Consider the following 16594-nt stretch of genomic DNA (forward strand, 5'->3'; position numbering starts at 1 on the left):
AATAAGGGGCGGTATAACAGTTATGCTAAGTCATCCATCCGCTTCCATAACCGTGCCGCCACCTTGCTGGCTTCGGCATAAATTGGCGTTACATCAAATGGGAATTGACCGTTTTCATAAACGAAGCGTCCTTCAACCATCACACTTCGGACGCTGCCTGAGCCCATACCAAACGCGAGATGTCCGCCAATATTTTGGGCCGCTAGCGGCGTTGGCTCTGGATAATCACACACGGTAAGATCGGCTTTGTAGCCTGCGGCTAAGCAACCGAATTGAGCGCCGAAGTTGCGTTCCAGTAAGCGATTACCATTCCATAAGAAACGCGTGAAACTGTCTGGCCACATTGGACCTCCGGCATCACGGTGTTTAAAGAAGGCAAATTTCAGCTCTTCAAACATATCTGAGCCTATGCCGTCCGTTCCCAAGGCCACATTCTGGTATTCGCCAATGCGATGGTTATAGCCAACGTGATTGTTCATATTGGAACGGGCGTTATGCACCAAAAATGCATCCTGCTGGTTGATGATCTGAATATCGGCCTCAGAGAGATACAGACCGTGCGCCACCAGCGTTTTGGCGTCGATCAGATCGTGCTCCGCCAAGCGTACAATCAGATCCTTGCCATATTTATCGTGGCTGTGAGATACGTCATAACTGTCTTCCGCCGCGTGAATATGCAGGCCTCGCCCCGTGGCTTTAATCGCTTCACGCAGCATATCCAGACCCGCATCCGACACGGTGAAAGGCGCATGAGCACCAATATGTGCCTCCACCAAATAGGGCTCACTCCCCTGCTTCTTCGCGTTATCAATCAACCGGGCAAAGGCAATGTTCTCTTCCACACCCGCCTGAAGCTCTTTATTGCCACCGTTACGATCGGTGGTTTCAAAGCAGGTCATACCGCGCAGTCCTGCTTTAATAAACCCCTTACGCAGCGTATTTAATGACCCCGCGATGTAGTTAGGCGAAGCATGGTGATCGATAACAGCGGTACAGCCGCTTTTGATGGCTTCCAGCGAACAAATTAGCCCACTGTAATACAGCGACTCCTCATCTAAGGCGCGATCCAAGCGCCACCACAGATTTTTCAACGTGGAGATAAAATCAGGGCTAGGCGCAATATTGGCCATAATCCCGCGCGATAATCCGGAGTAGAAGTGGTTATGCGCGCAGACAATGCCCGGCATAACCCATTTACCCTGCATATCTTTCACATCTGCCTGCGGATATTTGGCAACCAGCTGGCTGCCTACCTCTTTGATAAGCGAGCCTTCAATCGCAATATCAATACCGTGTTGTACCCAAGCCGGTTCGAACTGAACCGCCGTCACATTTTTTAGGATCAGCATAATTAAACCTCCACTCGGCCAAGCAGGTAGTGATGATGGTTGTGAACATGGCTAATGATGCGGCACATGTCTTCCAGCTCAGGGGGAACATCATCAAGCTGGCCTTGTTTATCAATATGCAAATGCCAGATTTGCTTACCTTGTCGAACGCTGACGTTATCGTTATCGACAAAGAATCCTGGGTTGGTGCTGTTGGTAAAATCTTCTGGCAGGCTGTAGATGGTAATTTTGTCTTTGTAAGGTTTTCCCTGCCACGGACAGAACTGCGCACAGTTGCCACACTCGTTGCAGTAAGCATCTAAATGCAGGGTTTGGAAACGATCGTGGAAGCCGGGAACGGCGATAGACACGTTGGCGCGGTTTGGGCAAACGTCGACACACTTGCTGCAGATATAGTTACACTCCAAGCAACGCTGCGCTTCCTGAGCCACAAAGGCTTCACGCTCTTCTTTATCCACCATCAGCACGCTGATCGCACCTTTACGCTGGTAAATCTCCGCCGGATCGACGTTAGACCACTGCTTATCGCTGTGATGAGTACGGATATTTTCACGCTTGAGCACTTCGTCCGTCGCACGGCGAGCAGTACTGATAGCCGCAACGATGGAGGATGGACCACTTTGCACATCACCAATTAAGAACACGTTAGGACGTGGAGTTTCACCGGTCTCTGCGTTTACCGCAGGCCAACCCTCGGCATTTAATGGCACACCCATCGCGCTAAGCGCCGCGCAGTCGGCCTGTTCACCAATGGCGGTAATCAGCGCGTCCATGCGTAGTTTGATGGTTTTATCCGTGGCCACTGGGCGACGACGGCCTTTCTCATCGGGTTCGCCGAGCTCCATCACCCGCGCAGTGAGCGTGCCGTCGGCATCGAACTGCTCTGGGTTAGTTAGGAACATAAACTTCACGCCGTCTTCAACCGCTTCTTCATACTCTTCGCGGTAGGCTGGCATTTCATTTAAGGTGCGACGATAAATGACGGTCACATCTTCTACGCCGGGAACCTTCAGCGCAGCACGCGCGCAGTCCATGGCGGTATTCCCCGCGCCAACAACGGCCACATGACGGCCTAAAGAGAGTTTATCGCCACGGTTATAGCTACGCAGGAACGGCAGCGATTTATAGACATTGCGGTTGTCACCCGCCAGTTTCACACCGCTGTTTTTATCGGTGCCCACCCCAATAAAGACATAGCGAAAACCTTGCTGGGTAAGCTTATCGACGGTTAATGCAGGATCGCAGCCGAACTCAAACTTCACCCCGTGTGCGGCAACAAAATCGATATCATGCTGGATAGTTTCAGCCGGAATACGGAACTGAGGAATAATGTTTTTCACCACCCCACCCGCGTTGGCTTCACGCTCAAACAAAGTGACCTGATAGCCCGCTCGCGCCAAGAAATATCCTGCGGAGAGTCCTGCTGGCCCTGCGCCTAGCACCGCAACCGGATGCTTAGAGCCAGAGCCCGCAGGTTTATGCCAGCGTTTCTGATATTCATCCCAGCCTTTTTCCAATGCCACCTTTTTCAGCTCGCGAATGTTTAGCGCGCTGTCATAGTCCATACGAGTACAGTTGTACTGGCACTGATGATCGCAGATGTGCCCGGTGATGGCAGGCAGCGCATTGCGCTGATAAATCAGCTCTAACGCATCGGCGTAGCGTTGTTCACCGAGCAAACGAATATATTCAGGAATATCTTGTTTGATTGCACAGGCGGTGACGCACGGTGCCACATAGCAATCGGTCATTGGCAATGGGCCGCCTGCATCAATACGATCCTGCGCTTTCCAATGTTTCTGGGTGTATTCCATGCTAACGGCTTTCTTCGCCAGCGCTTCCAAACGCTCAACGTCGACTTTAGTCATACCCCACGAATCAGACTGATCCAGCTCACGCATGCACTCTAGCTGGCGTAAGTACCCGCCCGGCTTGAGTAAATCCGTTGCCATCGTGATAGGACGAATGCCAGTATCAAAGATATCGCGAATATTAAATTTGCTCGCGCCGCCGGAGTACGAGATTGGCAGCTTGCCGTCGAACGCACGTGATAAGACGGCAGCCACGTTGATAGACAGTGGGAATAGCGCACGCCCAGACATATACATCTCTTCACCCGGCAGCGCGCCTTTGTGATTGATGGTGCCGAGCGTGTTGGTGAGTTTCACCCCGAAGCTAAGCTGCTTTTGCTGGCCTAGAGCCGTCAATCTTTGCAGCATAGAAATGGCCTGCTCTAGCTTCAAATCATGCTCAAAGGACTCTTCTTTCAGGCCAATATAATCAAAGCCGCAGGTGTCGAGAATTTCACGCACGCGAGGGTAGCCAAGCAGCGTTGGGTTTAATTTAACAAAGGTGTTGAGCCCTTTTTCCTCCAGCATATAGCGGCAGATCGCCTCAATTTCATTAGGTGGGCAACCGTGCATCGTGGAGAGCGTGACCCCATGAACCATTTGCGCGGGGATTTGCTGTGGTAGTTGGCTGAGCTGCGCTGAACGCGATTCAAACTGTTCGCGAATGAAATGAGACAGGATAGACTGATATTCGGCATATTTCGGATGTTGGCCTGAATCCATCATGCTATGAATAAAGTTCTGCATGGCGGGCTGCTTGATGCCTTCAAGGTTATAGCCAACGCTCATATTGAAGATGAATGACTTAGCTTCACCCTGTGTGCGAGGGTCAAAAAGAGCTTCGAGTAAATGCAAAACAAACCAGGCTTTCAGATATTCGTCATGGGCTTTTTGCAGCGTGAATTCCGTTGACCATTCGGTGTTAAAGCATTCGTCTTCAGCATCGATACACGGTTTGTCTAATTCTAAGCGGTCAAGAATTTGCACCGTTTTCAACTCAATAAAGCGCCCACCGGTCAACCAAGACACAATGATATTTTGCGCAAGCTGTGTATGCGGCCCTGCGGCTGGCCCCATAGGCGTTTCACAGGTTTCGCCAAATACCTTGATAAGTCGGTCGTTATCTTTGCGATAGAACTGCTGTTCCGGTATCCCGAAGATTGAGTGGCTTTCGTTATACTCGTCGAAAACACGCGTCAAAAGTTCCTTGAAAGGAACGGGGCGCATAATATCTCCCATGACTATCTCCTTGCTGCGACATGCTCAAATGTAAAATGGCAGAGGATTCTCAATCCTCTACGGATAGGAAATATGGGAGCAACAATCGAGCCAAAGGTTTTCTAGCCATAAGAAAAAAGCTAATTCCGTGAGCCAACTCGAATAGTGATTTTTATTTGTGAAATTGCTCACTAAACAAATGAGAATATAAATCAATGCGGCAGTAACACATAATTAGCCAATTATCTAACTCAGGAATAAATTATCAAATTAGAATAATACGGTATCAGTTTGATAAAAAATAATAAGCGTTACTTTGAAAAATGAGAGCGCAATCGATAAACCGAATTAAAACATCTATTCCTTACTAAATATCCAGTAAGGAATAAAATACCCCACGACCATATAGATTATATTTTTAGCAAGCGCTGATATGCCTCTGGTGTATCTATATCCATAATCGTTTGCGGCTGCGGCATATTAAGATAGCGGTACTCCCCCGCGAGTAAAAACTCGCGCATTGATGATACAGACACATCATCTTGGCAAGCTCGCTTTATAATGTTTTGAGGCAGCAAAACAGGGTGTCCCGGCGTTCCTTGGTGGCAGGGCAACAACGCGTATGGTCCGCGTTTAAGCCAAACTTGATGGAAAATATCACGGTTCAAACAAGGAATATCACCGTGAGTGATAAAGCAATAATCTGTTTTAACGATCGGACCTGCCGCCTGTATGGAAGAGAATAGCCCGCTGACGTAATTATTATTTACAACAACTGTGACATCACTCGCAGTATTATAACGGTCATACAGTTCATCACCGCGATATCCAACTACTAATATAATACGGCTACAAAATTGCCTCGCATTTTCTATACTTGAATCAAGAATTGTTCCCTCTTTATAAGGTAGCATCATTTTCCATTGCCCCATTCGAGAGGAAAGGCCCGCAGCGGTAATGATACAGTCAACATTTTCACGCGGTTTCAAATTCTCAACCGGAGATATATTCGCGTACGGATGTTTTCCTCTTTTCTGATTCATCATTCCCTCTCTGCATAACCTTTAATGAATGCTTATGAACTTTGACCTAGACGTACTATTTAATGATGTACTTTCAAGCGTGAAAAATAATAAGTCATACCTGATAAGCCTCATTGGAGCCGGAGGTAAAACCAGTACGCTTTTTTGGCTTGCCCAGCGATTTTCTCAGCAAGGCCTGAGCGTATTAATCACCACCACCACGCATATGTACCGACCTGAACCGTCACAGGCCCAGACTATCATTGAAAAAGAGGAGTGGCATGCTCTGCTTACCCACCAAAAAGCATCATCCTCCACTCCTAGGATCGTAGCACTATTCACTGAATATAACGCGGCCACTCATAAAGTTTCAGGCATTACACCTGAGCAGGCCGACATGCTACAAGCTGCTCAACTCTTTGATGTCATCTTAGTTGAAGCTGACGGTGCTCATCAGCAATTACTCAAAGCGCCAGCAGGGCATGAACCTTGCATCCCCCAAAGCAGTAAATGTGTCATTGCACTGACTGGAGGCCTTGTCATTAATAATCCTGCCGATCCTGAGCAAATCCATCGTTGGCCGATTTTTGCCGATCTTTGCGGCATAAAAGCTGGAGATAGATTAAATATTTCGGTATTTGAGCGATTCATCGCCCATCCGGATGGAATGTTTAAAGGCACCCCACCGCACGCGTTACGGGTTTGGTTTATTAACCGACTTTATCAGATTGATAATGCGCTATTGGGTTCATTGACTGCGCTGCTAAAGGCACGGCCTGAGCTCAACACTATTTGGATTGGCGCAGTTCAAGAGTCACCTCCGATTACACACCAGTTATGTCAGTCGCAAACCACATAAAGGAATTGACGAACAATTACGGGGATCTTGAGGTTGCTATGAACATTTTTGCACAAGCAGCACGACTGGAAGAAGAGAACAAACCCTTTGCTTTGGCACAGATTATTGAGAGTCGAGGATCAACGCCGCGTCACTCAGGCCAAATGCTGGTATTGGCCGATGGCAGCATCGTTGGCACTATCGGCGGCGGCATGGTTGAGCGCTTGGTCATCGATCAGGCACTCGAAGCCTTATCTGAACGCAAAGCACGTGTTTTCCATGGACGCATGGCGCGTAACGGCCAAGATGCCGTTGGTTCTGACTGCGGTGGGGCTATGTCGGTTTACATTGACGTGCATGGTTTACGCCCTCGCTTAGTTTTAATTGGTGCTGGCCATGTTAACCGCGCAATTGCTCAGGCCGCAGCCTTGCTCGGTTTTGATTTGCACGTTGCTGATACCTACGCTTCCAGTCTTAATCCATCACTGTTTCCTGCGGGCACTACGCTGGTTCATGCAGAGACCTTCAGCGCGGCCATTGAAAAACTGAATATCGAAAAAGAAAACTTCGTCATCATTGCAACCAACAACCAAGACAAAGAAGCCCTTGATGTCTTAATCGAAAAACCCGTTAGCTATCTCGGTCTGCTCGCGAGCCGCAGAAAAGTGCAAACGTTCACACAGGCTTTACGTCAGCAGGGCATCACGCAAGAACATCTTGAACGGCTGCACGCCCCGATTGGCTACAACATCGGAGCAGAAACGCCGGAAGAGATCGCCGTCAGCATCATGGCCGAAGTTTTACAGATAAAAAACCATGCTGCCGGTGGGTTAAAACAGGATGATGTGAGATTGAAGCGCGACAAACTCGTCGTCATTCGCGGGTCTGGCGATATCGCCACCGGCGTCGCGTTACGGCTTTATCATGCAGGTTTTCATGTCATCATGTTAGACATTGCTAAGCCCACCGTCATCCGCCGAACCGTCGCGTTTGCTCAGGCTATTTTCGATAACGAAATGACGGTTGAAGGCGTAACGGCGAGAAAAGCGAGCAGCATCGACGAGGCTTTCAGCATACTTGATCGCGCTGAAATTCCCGTGCTTGTTGATGAACAAGCCAGCTATCTCAGCGAACTCAAACCGCGTTTTTTAGTGGATGCCATTTTGGCGAAACAGAACTTAGGCACCCACAAAGATATGGCGCCGGTGACTGTCGCTCTGGGCCCCGGATTTAATGCCGGACATGACTGCGACGCCGTCATTGAAACCAATCGCGGACACTATCTTGGCCGCGTCATCTATCAAGGTTACACCCAACCCAATACGGGTATCCCAGGCAATATTGCCGGTCACACCACGCGCCGTGTTATTCGAGCCCCAGCCTCTGGCATCATGCATTGCTGCGTTGCGCTGGGTGACTTAGTCAAAGAAGGTGATGTGATGGGGCATATCGGAGAAACACCGGTGTTTGCTCCGCTGTCAGGAATGGTGCGCGGTTTATTGAGTGAAGGATTAGAGGTGAGTGCCGGATTTAAAATTGGCGATATCGATCCGCGCGGCGCTGAGGCTGACTACACCACAGTTTCAGATAAGGCGCGCGCCATTGGTGGTGCGGTTCTGGAAGCCATGATGAAGCTGAGTCGAAAACACTAACTTCTTCTTTCTAAATGACTTATTCGCTCGCTCCATCTCTTTTCTTTAGTCTGGTAAGGCATCAAGAAAAGAAAATGGAGCGAGCTCACTACTTCACAATTTAATGAGAAATCACCGTTCCGGTTTTTCCCTCAATGCCTTGCTGGGCTTTACTCAACACGGTAATCAGAGCTTGGCGACCAGGGCGAGACTCTGCAAATGAAACCGCAGCTTCGACCTTAGGCAACATCGAACCCTTGGCAAAATGTCCCTCTTCAATGAAACGCTGAGCATCGGCGATACTCAGTTGATCAAGCCATTGCTCATTGGGCTTACCAAAGTTAATCGCCACTTTTTCAACCGCGGTTAAAATAATCAGCATATCTGCATCAATCATTTCAGCCAGTTTGGCGCTCGCCCAATCTTTATCGATAACCGCGCCCGCGCCGCGTAAGTGATTGCCTTCACGCAGAACAGGAATACCGCCACCGCCAACCGTAATCACCACTTGTCCCGCATTTAGCATCGCGGCCACGGTTTCTTTCTCAACGATATCAACCGGTTTTGGCGAAGCTACCACTCGGCGATAGCCACGACCTGAATCCTCCTTCATGGTGTAGCCATTTTGCGTCAGCAGTTTTGCTTCTTCCTGTGAGAAGAAAGAGCCTATTGGCTTCGTTGGGTTAGCGAAAGCGGGATCTTTGGCATCAACGATGACCTGCGTAATAATCGTGGCAACCGGCGTATGTAATCCACGGTCGAGCAGTTCTTCACGCAGCGCATTTTGCAGATCGTAGCCAATGTAGCCCTGACTAAGCGCGACACAAACCGACATGGGCAGCATTGGCGTATGCGCTTCCGTTTTCGCCGCGGCTTCAAAAGCCTGATTGATCATTCCCACCTGTGGGCCATTGCCGTGCGTCACCACCACTTGATGACCATGGGCAATCAAATCCACAATCGCTTTCGCCGTCGATTTCACCGCCTGCATTTGCTCGGCGAGTCCTTCACCTAACGCATTGCCGCCCAGCGCAAGCACAATTTTCTTTTTCATCCTATCCCTCGCAAATATTGGTGACGTAAGTTAAACGCTTAAATAATGGTGGATTGAGCAAAAGGCTGACGGTGAATAAAGCGACCAAAGCCAGCCTGCCCGGTAAATTTTTTGTCTTGATATACGCATTCACCCCGGCAAAGCGTGGTGATAATTTCACCTTGGCAGCGATAGCCTTCATAGGGTGAATAATCAGCATTATCATGGAGGTGAGCGTGTTCGATGGTGACGTTTTTCTGTGGGTCGATAATGATGACATCAGCATCAGCCCCCACAGAGAGATTGCCTTTCTGAGGCCACAAGCCAAACAGGCGAGCAGGATTGGTACTGGTTAGCTGCACAAAACGCGCTGGCGAAATTCGGCCTGTCATCACCCCCTCAGAGAACAACAGTTGCATACGGTTCTCAACACCGGGCAAGCCGTTTGGGCTGCGGGTAAAATTCCCGTCCGACATCGTAATGCGTTGTTGATAAGGGAACGTGCAGTGGTCGGTCGCAACCGTATCAATAGCGCCGTCAGCAATACCGCACCACAATTTGTCCTGCTCTCGATGGTTACGTAGCGGAGGGCTGAGAATAAACTTCAGCGCATCTTCCCGTTGATAGCTACGTTCATCTAGCAGCAAATATTGCGGGCAGGTTTCCACCCAAACAGGCTGGTGCCTTTCTCGCGCCAATCGTAAATAGTCCAGCCCCAATCCGTTGGAGAGATGAACGATATACAACGGTGCATTTCCCGCGAGCTGGGCTAGATTAATCATTCGGCTAATGGCCTCAGCTTCGCACTCAAGCGGGCGGCTCAATGCATGGTACATCGCCGCCGTTTTGCCTTCGGAGATAAACTGCTCGCGCCGCAACGCAATCGCAGCGTCATTTTCAGGATGCACCGTCGCCAACGCGCCGACCTTATGTAGCTGCTGCAAAGCGCGCAGCACATCGGCATCGCCTAGCTTGTAGTTGTACGTCAGATAGAGCTTAAAACTGCTAATCCCTTCTTCATGCACCATGGATGACATTTCATTAAGAATGTCGTCATCAATATGCTGGATCACCCCGTGAAAGCTATAATCCACCACGGCTTTTCCCGCCGCATATTGATGATAAGCGTTTAGCTGGTGATGCAAATTGCATCCCGCTGGCCCAAAGCCCATATGGTCAATAATGGTTGTTGTACCGCCGCAGGCTGCTGCGCGTGTGCCGGTAAAAAAATCATCACAGCTACGGGCTATTCCAACATCGATATTAAAATGCGTATGAACATCAATTCCTCCGGGCATCACGTAGCACCCATTGGCATCGATCACCTCTTCAGCCTCATCGTCGGAGATGTGTGCTGCCACGCGTGCAATCACCCCGTTCTCGATCAGCAGATCCTGACGAACTTCACCGTTTTCGCTAACGACTACGCCATTTTTAATCAGCTTTTTCATTGAAGCAGTTTCCTTGAATGCCATACTGAAAAAACCACTCCAGCCAAATTTCGGCGGGAGTGGGTTACGCAATAAACGCTAATTATTTTTTCAGTTCATCAAGGTAAGACAGAGGGATAGCAGCGTACATGGCAGCACAGGTCACCAAATGATCTTTCCAAGTTTTTTCATTTGGCGCATGCGCTTCTGGCTCTTTGCCTGGGCCAAAACCGATAACTGGAATGCCATGACGACCCATGATAGAAACGCCATTTGTCGAGAAGGTCCACTTATCTACAACCGGTTTTTTGTTAAACAGTCCTTCGTAGGCTTTGCTCAGGGTTTTCACCGTGATGTGGTCTTCTTCCACTTTCCATGTTGGGAAGTAGCACTCGGTTGGATAGACCAAGCCGGTGTAAGAAGGTCGTTCATAGTTGTACATTGATACCACGGCATTTGCCGCTTTCACCGCTGGCAGCGCACGGATCTCGTCCAGTGCCCCTTCCCATGTTTCACCCCAGGTCAAGCGGCGGTCAATGGAAACTGCGCAGCTATCAGCAACGGCGCAACGGCTTGGTGAGGTGAAGAAAATTTCAGATACGGTTAACGTCCCTTTGCCCAAGAAATCATCGTTACCTAAATGGTTCGACAGTTCTTTTAATTCATTAAGAATTGGGCCCATTTTGAAAATGGCGTTGTCACCGCGTTCTGGCGCCGAGCCGTGGCAGCTGATGCCTTGTACGTCCACGCGAATTTCCATACGTCCACGCTGGCCGCGATAGATTTGGCAGTCTGTCGGTTCAGTACTAACAACAAATTCAGGGCGAATTTTGGATTGCTCGATAATGTACTGCCAGCATAGGCCATCACAGTCTTCTTCTTGCACAGTCCCGGTCACCAGCAGCGTGTATTGATCTTCCAGCCCCAGATCTTTAATGATCTTACCGGCATAAACCATCGATGCCATGCCGCCTTCCTGATCCGATGCACCACGTCCACCGATCAGCTCATCATCTTCCATCCCCTGATAAGGATCGAAGTTCCAGTTTTTAATATTACCAATCCCAACGGTATCGATATGGGCATCCATTGCAATCAGATGCGGCCCATGGCCGATATACCCTAAAATATTACCCATTGGGTCAATTTCTACTTTATCGAAACCGACTTTTTCCATCTCTTTTTTAATGCACTGTACAACCAGTTTTTCATCGCAGCTTTCACTTGGGATAGCGATCATATCGCGCAGAAAGCGGGTCATTTCATCTTTGTACTGATACGCTTTTTCCAACACCATTTCGAAAGGAACTTGCTTAGCCATTTTCTTAAACTCCAATGTGTTAGCTCGCTTACGGCGAGAAAATAAAGGTCAAAAAGTCGTTAATTTCATCGCTTTCAGCTACAGGCGGGATGTTTCCCTTCCCAAACGACTTCTCGGTAATGTTTAACGTCGGTATCGCCTTCCGTGCTAATAAGCAACACAACGGAATCATGATTTAAACCCAGTTGTTGCATCAGCTCTTCACTTTTTGGATGGTGGTGAACGGCGGCCAAGACGCCCAGCCCTACGGCACCAGATTCACCAGAAACAATGCGCGGATCGCTTCCCAGCGGATTGCCGAGAACGCGCATACCTAACGCAGCGACTTTGTCTTGGCAGGAGATAAACTGAGTGGCGCAGTTGCGCAGCAGTGGCCATCCGAGCGGGTTAGGTTCGCCGCAGGCTAAACCAGCCATAATGGTGGCCATATCGCCGCCCACATTGACGATTTCACCTTTCAAACCTGAACGGAAAACACAGTCGGCAAGATCGGGTTCAACAATCACGGAATGCAGTTTTTCGGCACCGAAGACATCAACCAGATAGCCCAAAACGCCGCCGGCCATTGCGCCTACGCCCGCCTGTAAGAAGACGTGTGTTGGTCGCTGAATGCCCATCGCCTGCATTTGTTCGACGGCTTCATCGGCCAGCGTGGAATAGCCCTGCATAATCCACGTTGGGATCTTGGTGTATCCCTCCCACGCAGTGTCTTGCACGATTTCCCAGCCGCGTTCTTTGGCAGTTTTCATGGTCAAACGCACTGTGTCGTCGTAGTTCATATCGGTGACGATGCACTCCGCACCCAGATTGCGGATATGATCTACGCGCTCACGCGCGGAGCCTTTCGGCATATAAATCACGGCGTTTTGACCCAGTTGCTGAGCGGCCCATGCCACGCCACGTCCATGATTACCATCGGTAGTGGTGGCGAAGGTCATTTTTTCCGTCAGCGTCGACTTCAGCTTTTCGAAAGAAAACGTATTGATGTCGATCTGGTATTTTTCACACAGCAAACGCGCAATCGCGTAAGCCCCGCCCAACATTTTGAAAGCGTTCAAACCGAAACGCTGAGACTCGTCTTTGACTAAAATTTTATTAACGCCAAAAAGCTGAGCCAGTTCGTCTAAAGAACAGAGCGGCGTAGGCTGATAACCCGTTATTTTTTTGTGGAAGGCACGGGCCTTTTGCGCTTCTGCGCGTGAGAAAAGTGGAGACGTTTCACCGTTGAAAAAACGGTTTTGCGCAATATCCACTTTCATAGAGAAAACAGACATAACCCATCCTCATCAGGAGAGTATCCGCCAGAGGCGGAAATACCGACGCATCGACAGATGCGCCGGTGCAGACAGTATTACTTGATACGTTTTTGCGCTTCTTTCAGCAGTTGTTCTAACACCAGACCTGGTTTCGAGAATTTACGCGCGACGATCATGGCGGCGATGATATAAGGCTTCCAGCTGGCTTCTTTGTAAGTAGCAATACGGTATTTTTCAAAGACGCCTTCGGTGACTTCGCCTTCCTTACAAGACACGCCTGAGATATCCGCTGGCAGGCAGTGCATATAGAGCGCCTCGCCGCCTTTGGTGTGCTTCATCATCTCTTCGGTGCAGTGCCAATCTTTATGTTTGGCATTCTCTGCTAAACACTGTTTTTCTAATGCTTTGAGACCGTCATGATCGTTCGCACGCAGCAGTTCGGTGCGCTCTTCCATGACTTTATAAGGCGCCCAAGATTTCGGATAAACGATATCAGCGTCTTTGAATGCTTCAGCCATAGAGTTCACCTGACGGAAGCTGCCACCAGAGGATTCAGCGTTTTGTTTTGCCACCGCAACCACGTCTGGAATGAGGTCATAACCTTCTGGGTGAGCCAGCGTGACATCCATGCCAAAGCGGGTCATTAGACCGATGATGCCCTGCGGCACAGAGAGCGGCTTGCCGTAGCTTGGTGAATACGCCCACGTCATCGCAATTTTTTTGCCTTTTAAGTTTTCTAGACTGCCGAAATGTTCTTGGAGCCAAGCCAGATCGGCCATCGACTGCGTTGGGTGGTCGATGTCACATTGCAGGTTTACCAATGCCGGACGCTGTGGCAGAACGCCTTGTTCATAGCCTTCATCCAGCGCGGCGCCGACTTCGCGCATATAAGCGTTACCTGCGCCGAGGTACATGTCATCACGAATACCAATAGCATCAGCACAGAAAGAGATCATGTTCGCGGTTTCACGCACGGTTTCGCCATGCGCAATCTGTGATTTACCTTCATCCAGATCTTGTTGGGTTAATCCCAGCAAGTTCAGGGCTGATGCATAAGAAAAGCGCGTTCTTGTGGAGTTATCGCGGAAAACGGAGATGCCTAAACCACTGTTGAAAATCTTGGTCGCAATGTTCTCTGCGCGCATGGTTTTTAATGCTTCGGCCAGATCCAGAACCAGTTTCAGCTCATCTGGGCTTTGCTCCCAGGTCAGCAGAAAATCTTTTTCATGCAGATTCGACTTAAGCGCATTGATATCCTTAATTAATTCGTTAACTGTTCTCATCTCATGGCCCTACAAAGTAAGTGATTGGCGTTTGATTTAATCTGCTATGGCGTACGTATGGCGGGTGGTTCAACGCTCGCCGTGAATAGCGACTGTTAACTCTTAAACAATAACTATGCCAAGCTGTGATTAATGGAGAGAGAACGTATGAAATAGGGGGGATAATGTGAGCCACGCCTCATTATTTATTCAAAATCAGCGTGTGCAGTTATGAATATCAGTAATAGTTGCATTATTAACTCACTAAGAAAGCTATTTCACTTTGCATACATCGCAAATAAAAACGTTATTCTCAGATGGGTGACAACCCAGAATGATAACAAAAACCATATTCTTATCAGTTTGATAATAAAGTGTGATGCCAACAACAGAAACTCATCCTAGTTAAGAAAAGGCAATTGATGTTTATCAAACCACACTTTCTATTCATGTATTATCGTAAGGTGAAAAGGACATAATTCCCGCTAACCATAAACGCGAATAATTTAGCGTTAGAGAAAGGTTCTGATTATGACACCCGTAAATGCTCAGTCCATATTGATGCAAATTCAGCCGACGATCTTACGCTTCACAAAAATGCTCGCCAGCGTCTTACAATTGGAAGTCGAAATCGTGGATGCCAATATGACGCGAGTATCGGGCACCGGCCCCTACGGGAAATTTTTTGGCCGAAAGCTCAACAGTAATTCAAGACTTCTTAGGTATGTTCTTGATACAAAGCAGGAAAAAGTTGTTATCCATTCACGATTCGATCCGGTTTGCGACGGCTGCACCAGCAAAGACAGCTGCAAAGAAAAAGCCTTTCTTGGGATCCCCATTATTTTTCAAAACGCCTGCATCGGAGTGATCAGCTTGGTGGCATTTACGCCCGAACAACAAGAGAGAATAAAAGATAATATTCATGAGTTCTCTGACTACGTCCGCCATATATCCAATCTTTTTGTCTCTAAGCTCCTAGAAAACCAAGGAGGTAGCGATGGAATAAATAAAATACTCATGAGCCTAATTGAGAATATGGACCAAGGCGTACTGGTTATTGATAATGAGAATAGAGCTAAATTTGCTAATCCCACGGCATTAAAACAGCTTAATGCGTCTCAAGATCAAATTATGGGTAAAACCTTTAATATCAGACCTCTTACTTTTCAACAAAATTATACCAGTGGCCATCTGCAACATATTATTTCCTTTGATGAACAACAGGAACTTATTATTGGTCAGCTGCATGATATTCAAGACCATCAGCTTTTTTTAATGGCATTTCATCAATCTCATTCACCGATGAATGTTGATTTTAATCCTGACGATCCACGCATTGAACATTTAGTTGGGGAATGTCGCCCAATTCGTACTTTAAAGCGTCTGATCACCCGCGTTGCACCTAGTCCATCCAGCATTCTCGTGGTTGGTGAAAGTGGAACCGGTAAAGAAGTGGTGGCGCGTGCTATACATCAACTGAGCGATCGTAATAACAAACCATTTATTGCCATCAACTGCGCAGCTATTCCAGACCAACTGCTAGAAAGTGAATTATTTGGCTATGTGAAAGGCGCATTCACCGGTGCTTCGGCGAATGGGAAAATAGGCCTGATTCAGGCGGCTAACAATGGCACGCTTTTTTTAGATGAAATCGGAGATATGCCTCTGACGCTGCAGGCTAAACTACTGCGTGCGATTGAATCCCGTGAGGTCCAACCGATTGGTTCCAGTAAGCCAATCCCTGTAGATATCCGAATTATTTCCGCGACTAACCAAAATCTTGAGCAATACATTGCCGACGGAAAATTCCGCGAAGACCTCTACTATCGCTTGAACGTTATTCCTATGACGCTACCACCGCTGCGTGAGCGCCAAGGTGATATTGAGCTCCTAGTGCATTATTTTTTAAATTTGCATACCAAACGTATCGGGATTGTTTATCCCGGCATGGCGCCAGAAGTAATGTCTTTGCTCAAGCTTTACCGCTGGCCGGGCAACGTGCGCGAACTCAGCAATTTGATGGAATATTTGATTAACGTGGTTCCAAGCGGAGAAGTGATTGATATCTCGCTGCTGCCTCCGAATTTGGTCAATGGGCAGGTGATACGCAGCTATAGAGAAGATGTCCCCTATCAAAGCGCGGCAGCGTGCGAAGAGCACGGCGCAACAGGGCTTGAAGACATGGAGCGGCAGATGATCCGCGAAGCGCTAAGCCGCCACAATAATAAAAAACAGGCCGCAGACGAACTTGGCATTGGTATCGCAACGCTGTATCGGAAAATCAAAAAATACGAACTCACGTCATTGTAGGCACTGAGCCCCTTGCGCTAAAGCTGTGCAGGGGCTTGCCCACATTCCACATTTGGCACGATAGCCAATGCGCA

The 16594-nt window shown here is 48.5% G+C and carries 11 protein-coding genes; 3 read left to right on the forward strand and 8 right to left on the reverse strand.

The features are described from left to right. Nucleotides 1–20 precede the first annotated feature (20 nt). From ssnA to U0008_RS19480, 3 genes are all read right to left on the reverse strand, one after another. Nucleotides 21–1349 carry a putative aminohydrolase SsnA gene (gene ssnA / locus U0008_RS19470; protein ID WP_043488884.1) on the reverse strand — a complete coding sequence of 443 codons (1329 nt, stop codon included), beginning with the start codon at nt 1347–1349 and terminating at the stop codon, nt 21–23. 2 nt (nt 1350–1351) lie between these two features. Next, the gene (gene ygfK / locus U0008_RS19475; RefSeq protein WP_043488882.1) at nt 1352–4438 is read right to left on the reverse strand and encodes a putative selenate reductase subunit YgfK; all 3087 of its coding nucleotides are present in this window, start codon (nt 4436–4438) and stop codon (nt 1352–1354) included. Nucleotides 4439–4827: 389 nt separating this feature from the next. Then, the gene (locus tag U0008_RS19480) at nt 4828–5463 is read right to left on the reverse strand and encodes an NTP transferase domain-containing protein (protein ID WP_051874022.1); all 636 of its coding nucleotides are present in this window, start codon (nt 5461–5463) and stop codon (nt 4828–4830) included. Nucleotides 5464–5494: 31 nt separating this feature from the next. Between U0008_RS19480 and yqeC the strand changes: the two genes are divergently transcribed. Beyond that, on the forward strand, nt 5495–6298 hold the full coding sequence (gene yqeC, locus U0008_RS19485; RefSeq protein ID WP_043488880.1) for a selenium cofactor biosynthesis protein YqeC: 804 nt from the start codon (nt 5495–5497) through the stop codon (nt 6296–6298). Between the two features lie 38 nt (nt 6299–6336). Next, a complete protein-coding gene (yqeB, locus tag U0008_RS19490) occupies nt 6337–7929 on the forward strand; it encodes a selenium-dependent molybdenum cofactor biosynthesis protein YqeB (RefSeq protein ID WP_043488877.1) in 1593 nt (530 codons plus the stop codon). A 100-nt stretch (nt 7930–8029) separates the two neighbouring features. Here yqeB and arcC read toward each other — a convergent pair whose 3' ends face one another. From arcC to ygeW, 5 genes are all read right to left on the reverse strand, one after another. Beyond that, entirely contained in the window at nt 8030–8962 is a 933-nt protein-coding gene (gene arcC, locus U0008_RS19495) for a carbamate kinase (protein WP_043488874.1), read from the reverse strand. A gap of 38 nt (nt 8963–9000) precedes the next feature. Further along, the gene (hydA, locus tag U0008_RS19500) at nt 9001–10392 is read right to left on the reverse strand and encodes a dihydropyrimidinase (RefSeq protein WP_043488871.1); all 1392 of its coding nucleotides are present in this window, start codon (nt 10390–10392) and stop codon (nt 9001–9003) included. 82 nt (nt 10393–10474) lie between these two features. After that, complete coding sequence (locus tag U0008_RS19505; RefSeq protein ID WP_025798532.1) at nt 10475–11692, reverse strand: YgeY family selenium metabolism-linked hydrolase; 1218 nt, start codon at nt 11690–11692, stop codon at nt 10475–10477. A 74-nt stretch (nt 11693–11766) separates the two neighbouring features. Further along, nucleotides 11767–12966: a diaminopropionate ammonia-lyase gene (dpaL, locus tag U0008_RS19510; RefSeq protein ID WP_043488869.1), complete on the reverse strand. Its 1200-nt coding sequence runs from the start codon at nt 12964–12966 to the stop codon at nt 11767–11769. A gap of 77 nt (nt 12967–13043) precedes the next feature. After that, nucleotides 13044–14231, reverse strand: a complete 1188-nt coding sequence (gene ygeW, locus U0008_RS19515) for a knotted carbamoyltransferase YgeW (RefSeq protein ID WP_040045589.1) — start codon at nt 14229–14231, stop codon at nt 13044–13046. A gap of 510 nt (nt 14232–14741) precedes the next feature. Here ygeW and U0008_RS19520 point away from each other — a divergent pair. Further along, on the forward strand, nt 14742–16520 hold the full coding sequence (locus U0008_RS19520; protein WP_025798538.1) for a sigma-54 interaction domain-containing protein: 1779 nt from the start codon (nt 14742–14744) through the stop codon (nt 16518–16520). The last annotated feature ends 74 nt before the right edge of the window (nt 16521–16594 follow it).

Source organism: Hafnia alvei (assembly GCF_034424155.1).
GTDB lineage: Bacteria > Pseudomonadota > Gammaproteobacteria > Enterobacterales > Enterobacteriaceae > Hafnia > Hafnia alvei.

What these genes read in the sequence shown, in the direction of transcription:
- ssnA (WP_043488884.1), bottom strand. Translation starts at nt 1,349, where the DNA reads ATGCTGATCCTAAAAAATGTGACGGCGGTTCAGTTCGAACCGGCTTGG.
- ygfK (WP_043488882.1), bottom strand. Translation starts at nt 4,438, where the DNA reads ATGGGAGATATTATGCGCCCCGTTCCTTTCAAGGAACTTTTGACGCGT.
- U0008_RS19480 (WP_051874022.1), bottom strand. Translation starts at nt 5,463, where the DNA reads ATGATGAATCAGAAAAGAGGAAAACATCCGTACGCGAATATATCTCCG.
- yqeC (WP_043488880.1), top strand. Translation starts at nt 5,495, where the DNA reads ATGAACTTTGACCTAGACGTACTATTTAATGATGTACTTTCAAGCGTG.
- yqeB (WP_043488877.1), top strand. Translation starts at nt 6,337, where the DNA reads ATGAACATTTTTGCACAAGCAGCACGACTGGAAGAAGAGAACAAACCC.
- arcC (WP_043488874.1), bottom strand. Translation starts at nt 8,962, where the DNA reads ATGAAAAAGAAAATTGTGCTTGCGCTGGGCGGCAATGCGTTAGGTGAA.
- hydA (WP_043488871.1), bottom strand. Translation starts at nt 10,392, where the DNA reads ATGAAAAAGCTGATTAAAAATGGCGTAGTCGTTAGCGAAAACGGTGAA.
- U0008_RS19505 (WP_025798532.1), bottom strand. Translation starts at nt 11,692, where the DNA reads ATGGCTAAGCAAGTTCCTTTCGAAATGGTGTTGGAAAAAGCGTATCAG.
- dpaL (WP_043488869.1), bottom strand. Translation starts at nt 12,966, where the DNA reads ATGTCTGTTTTCTCTATGAAAGTGGATATTGCGCAAAACCGTTTTTTC.
- ygeW (WP_040045589.1), bottom strand. Translation starts at nt 14,231, where the DNA reads ATGAGAACAGTTAACGAATTAATTAAGGATATCAATGCGCTTAAGTCG.
- U0008_RS19520 (WP_025798538.1), top strand. Translation starts at nt 14,742, where the DNA reads ATGACACCCGTAAATGCTCAGTCCATATTGATGCAAATTCAGCCGACG.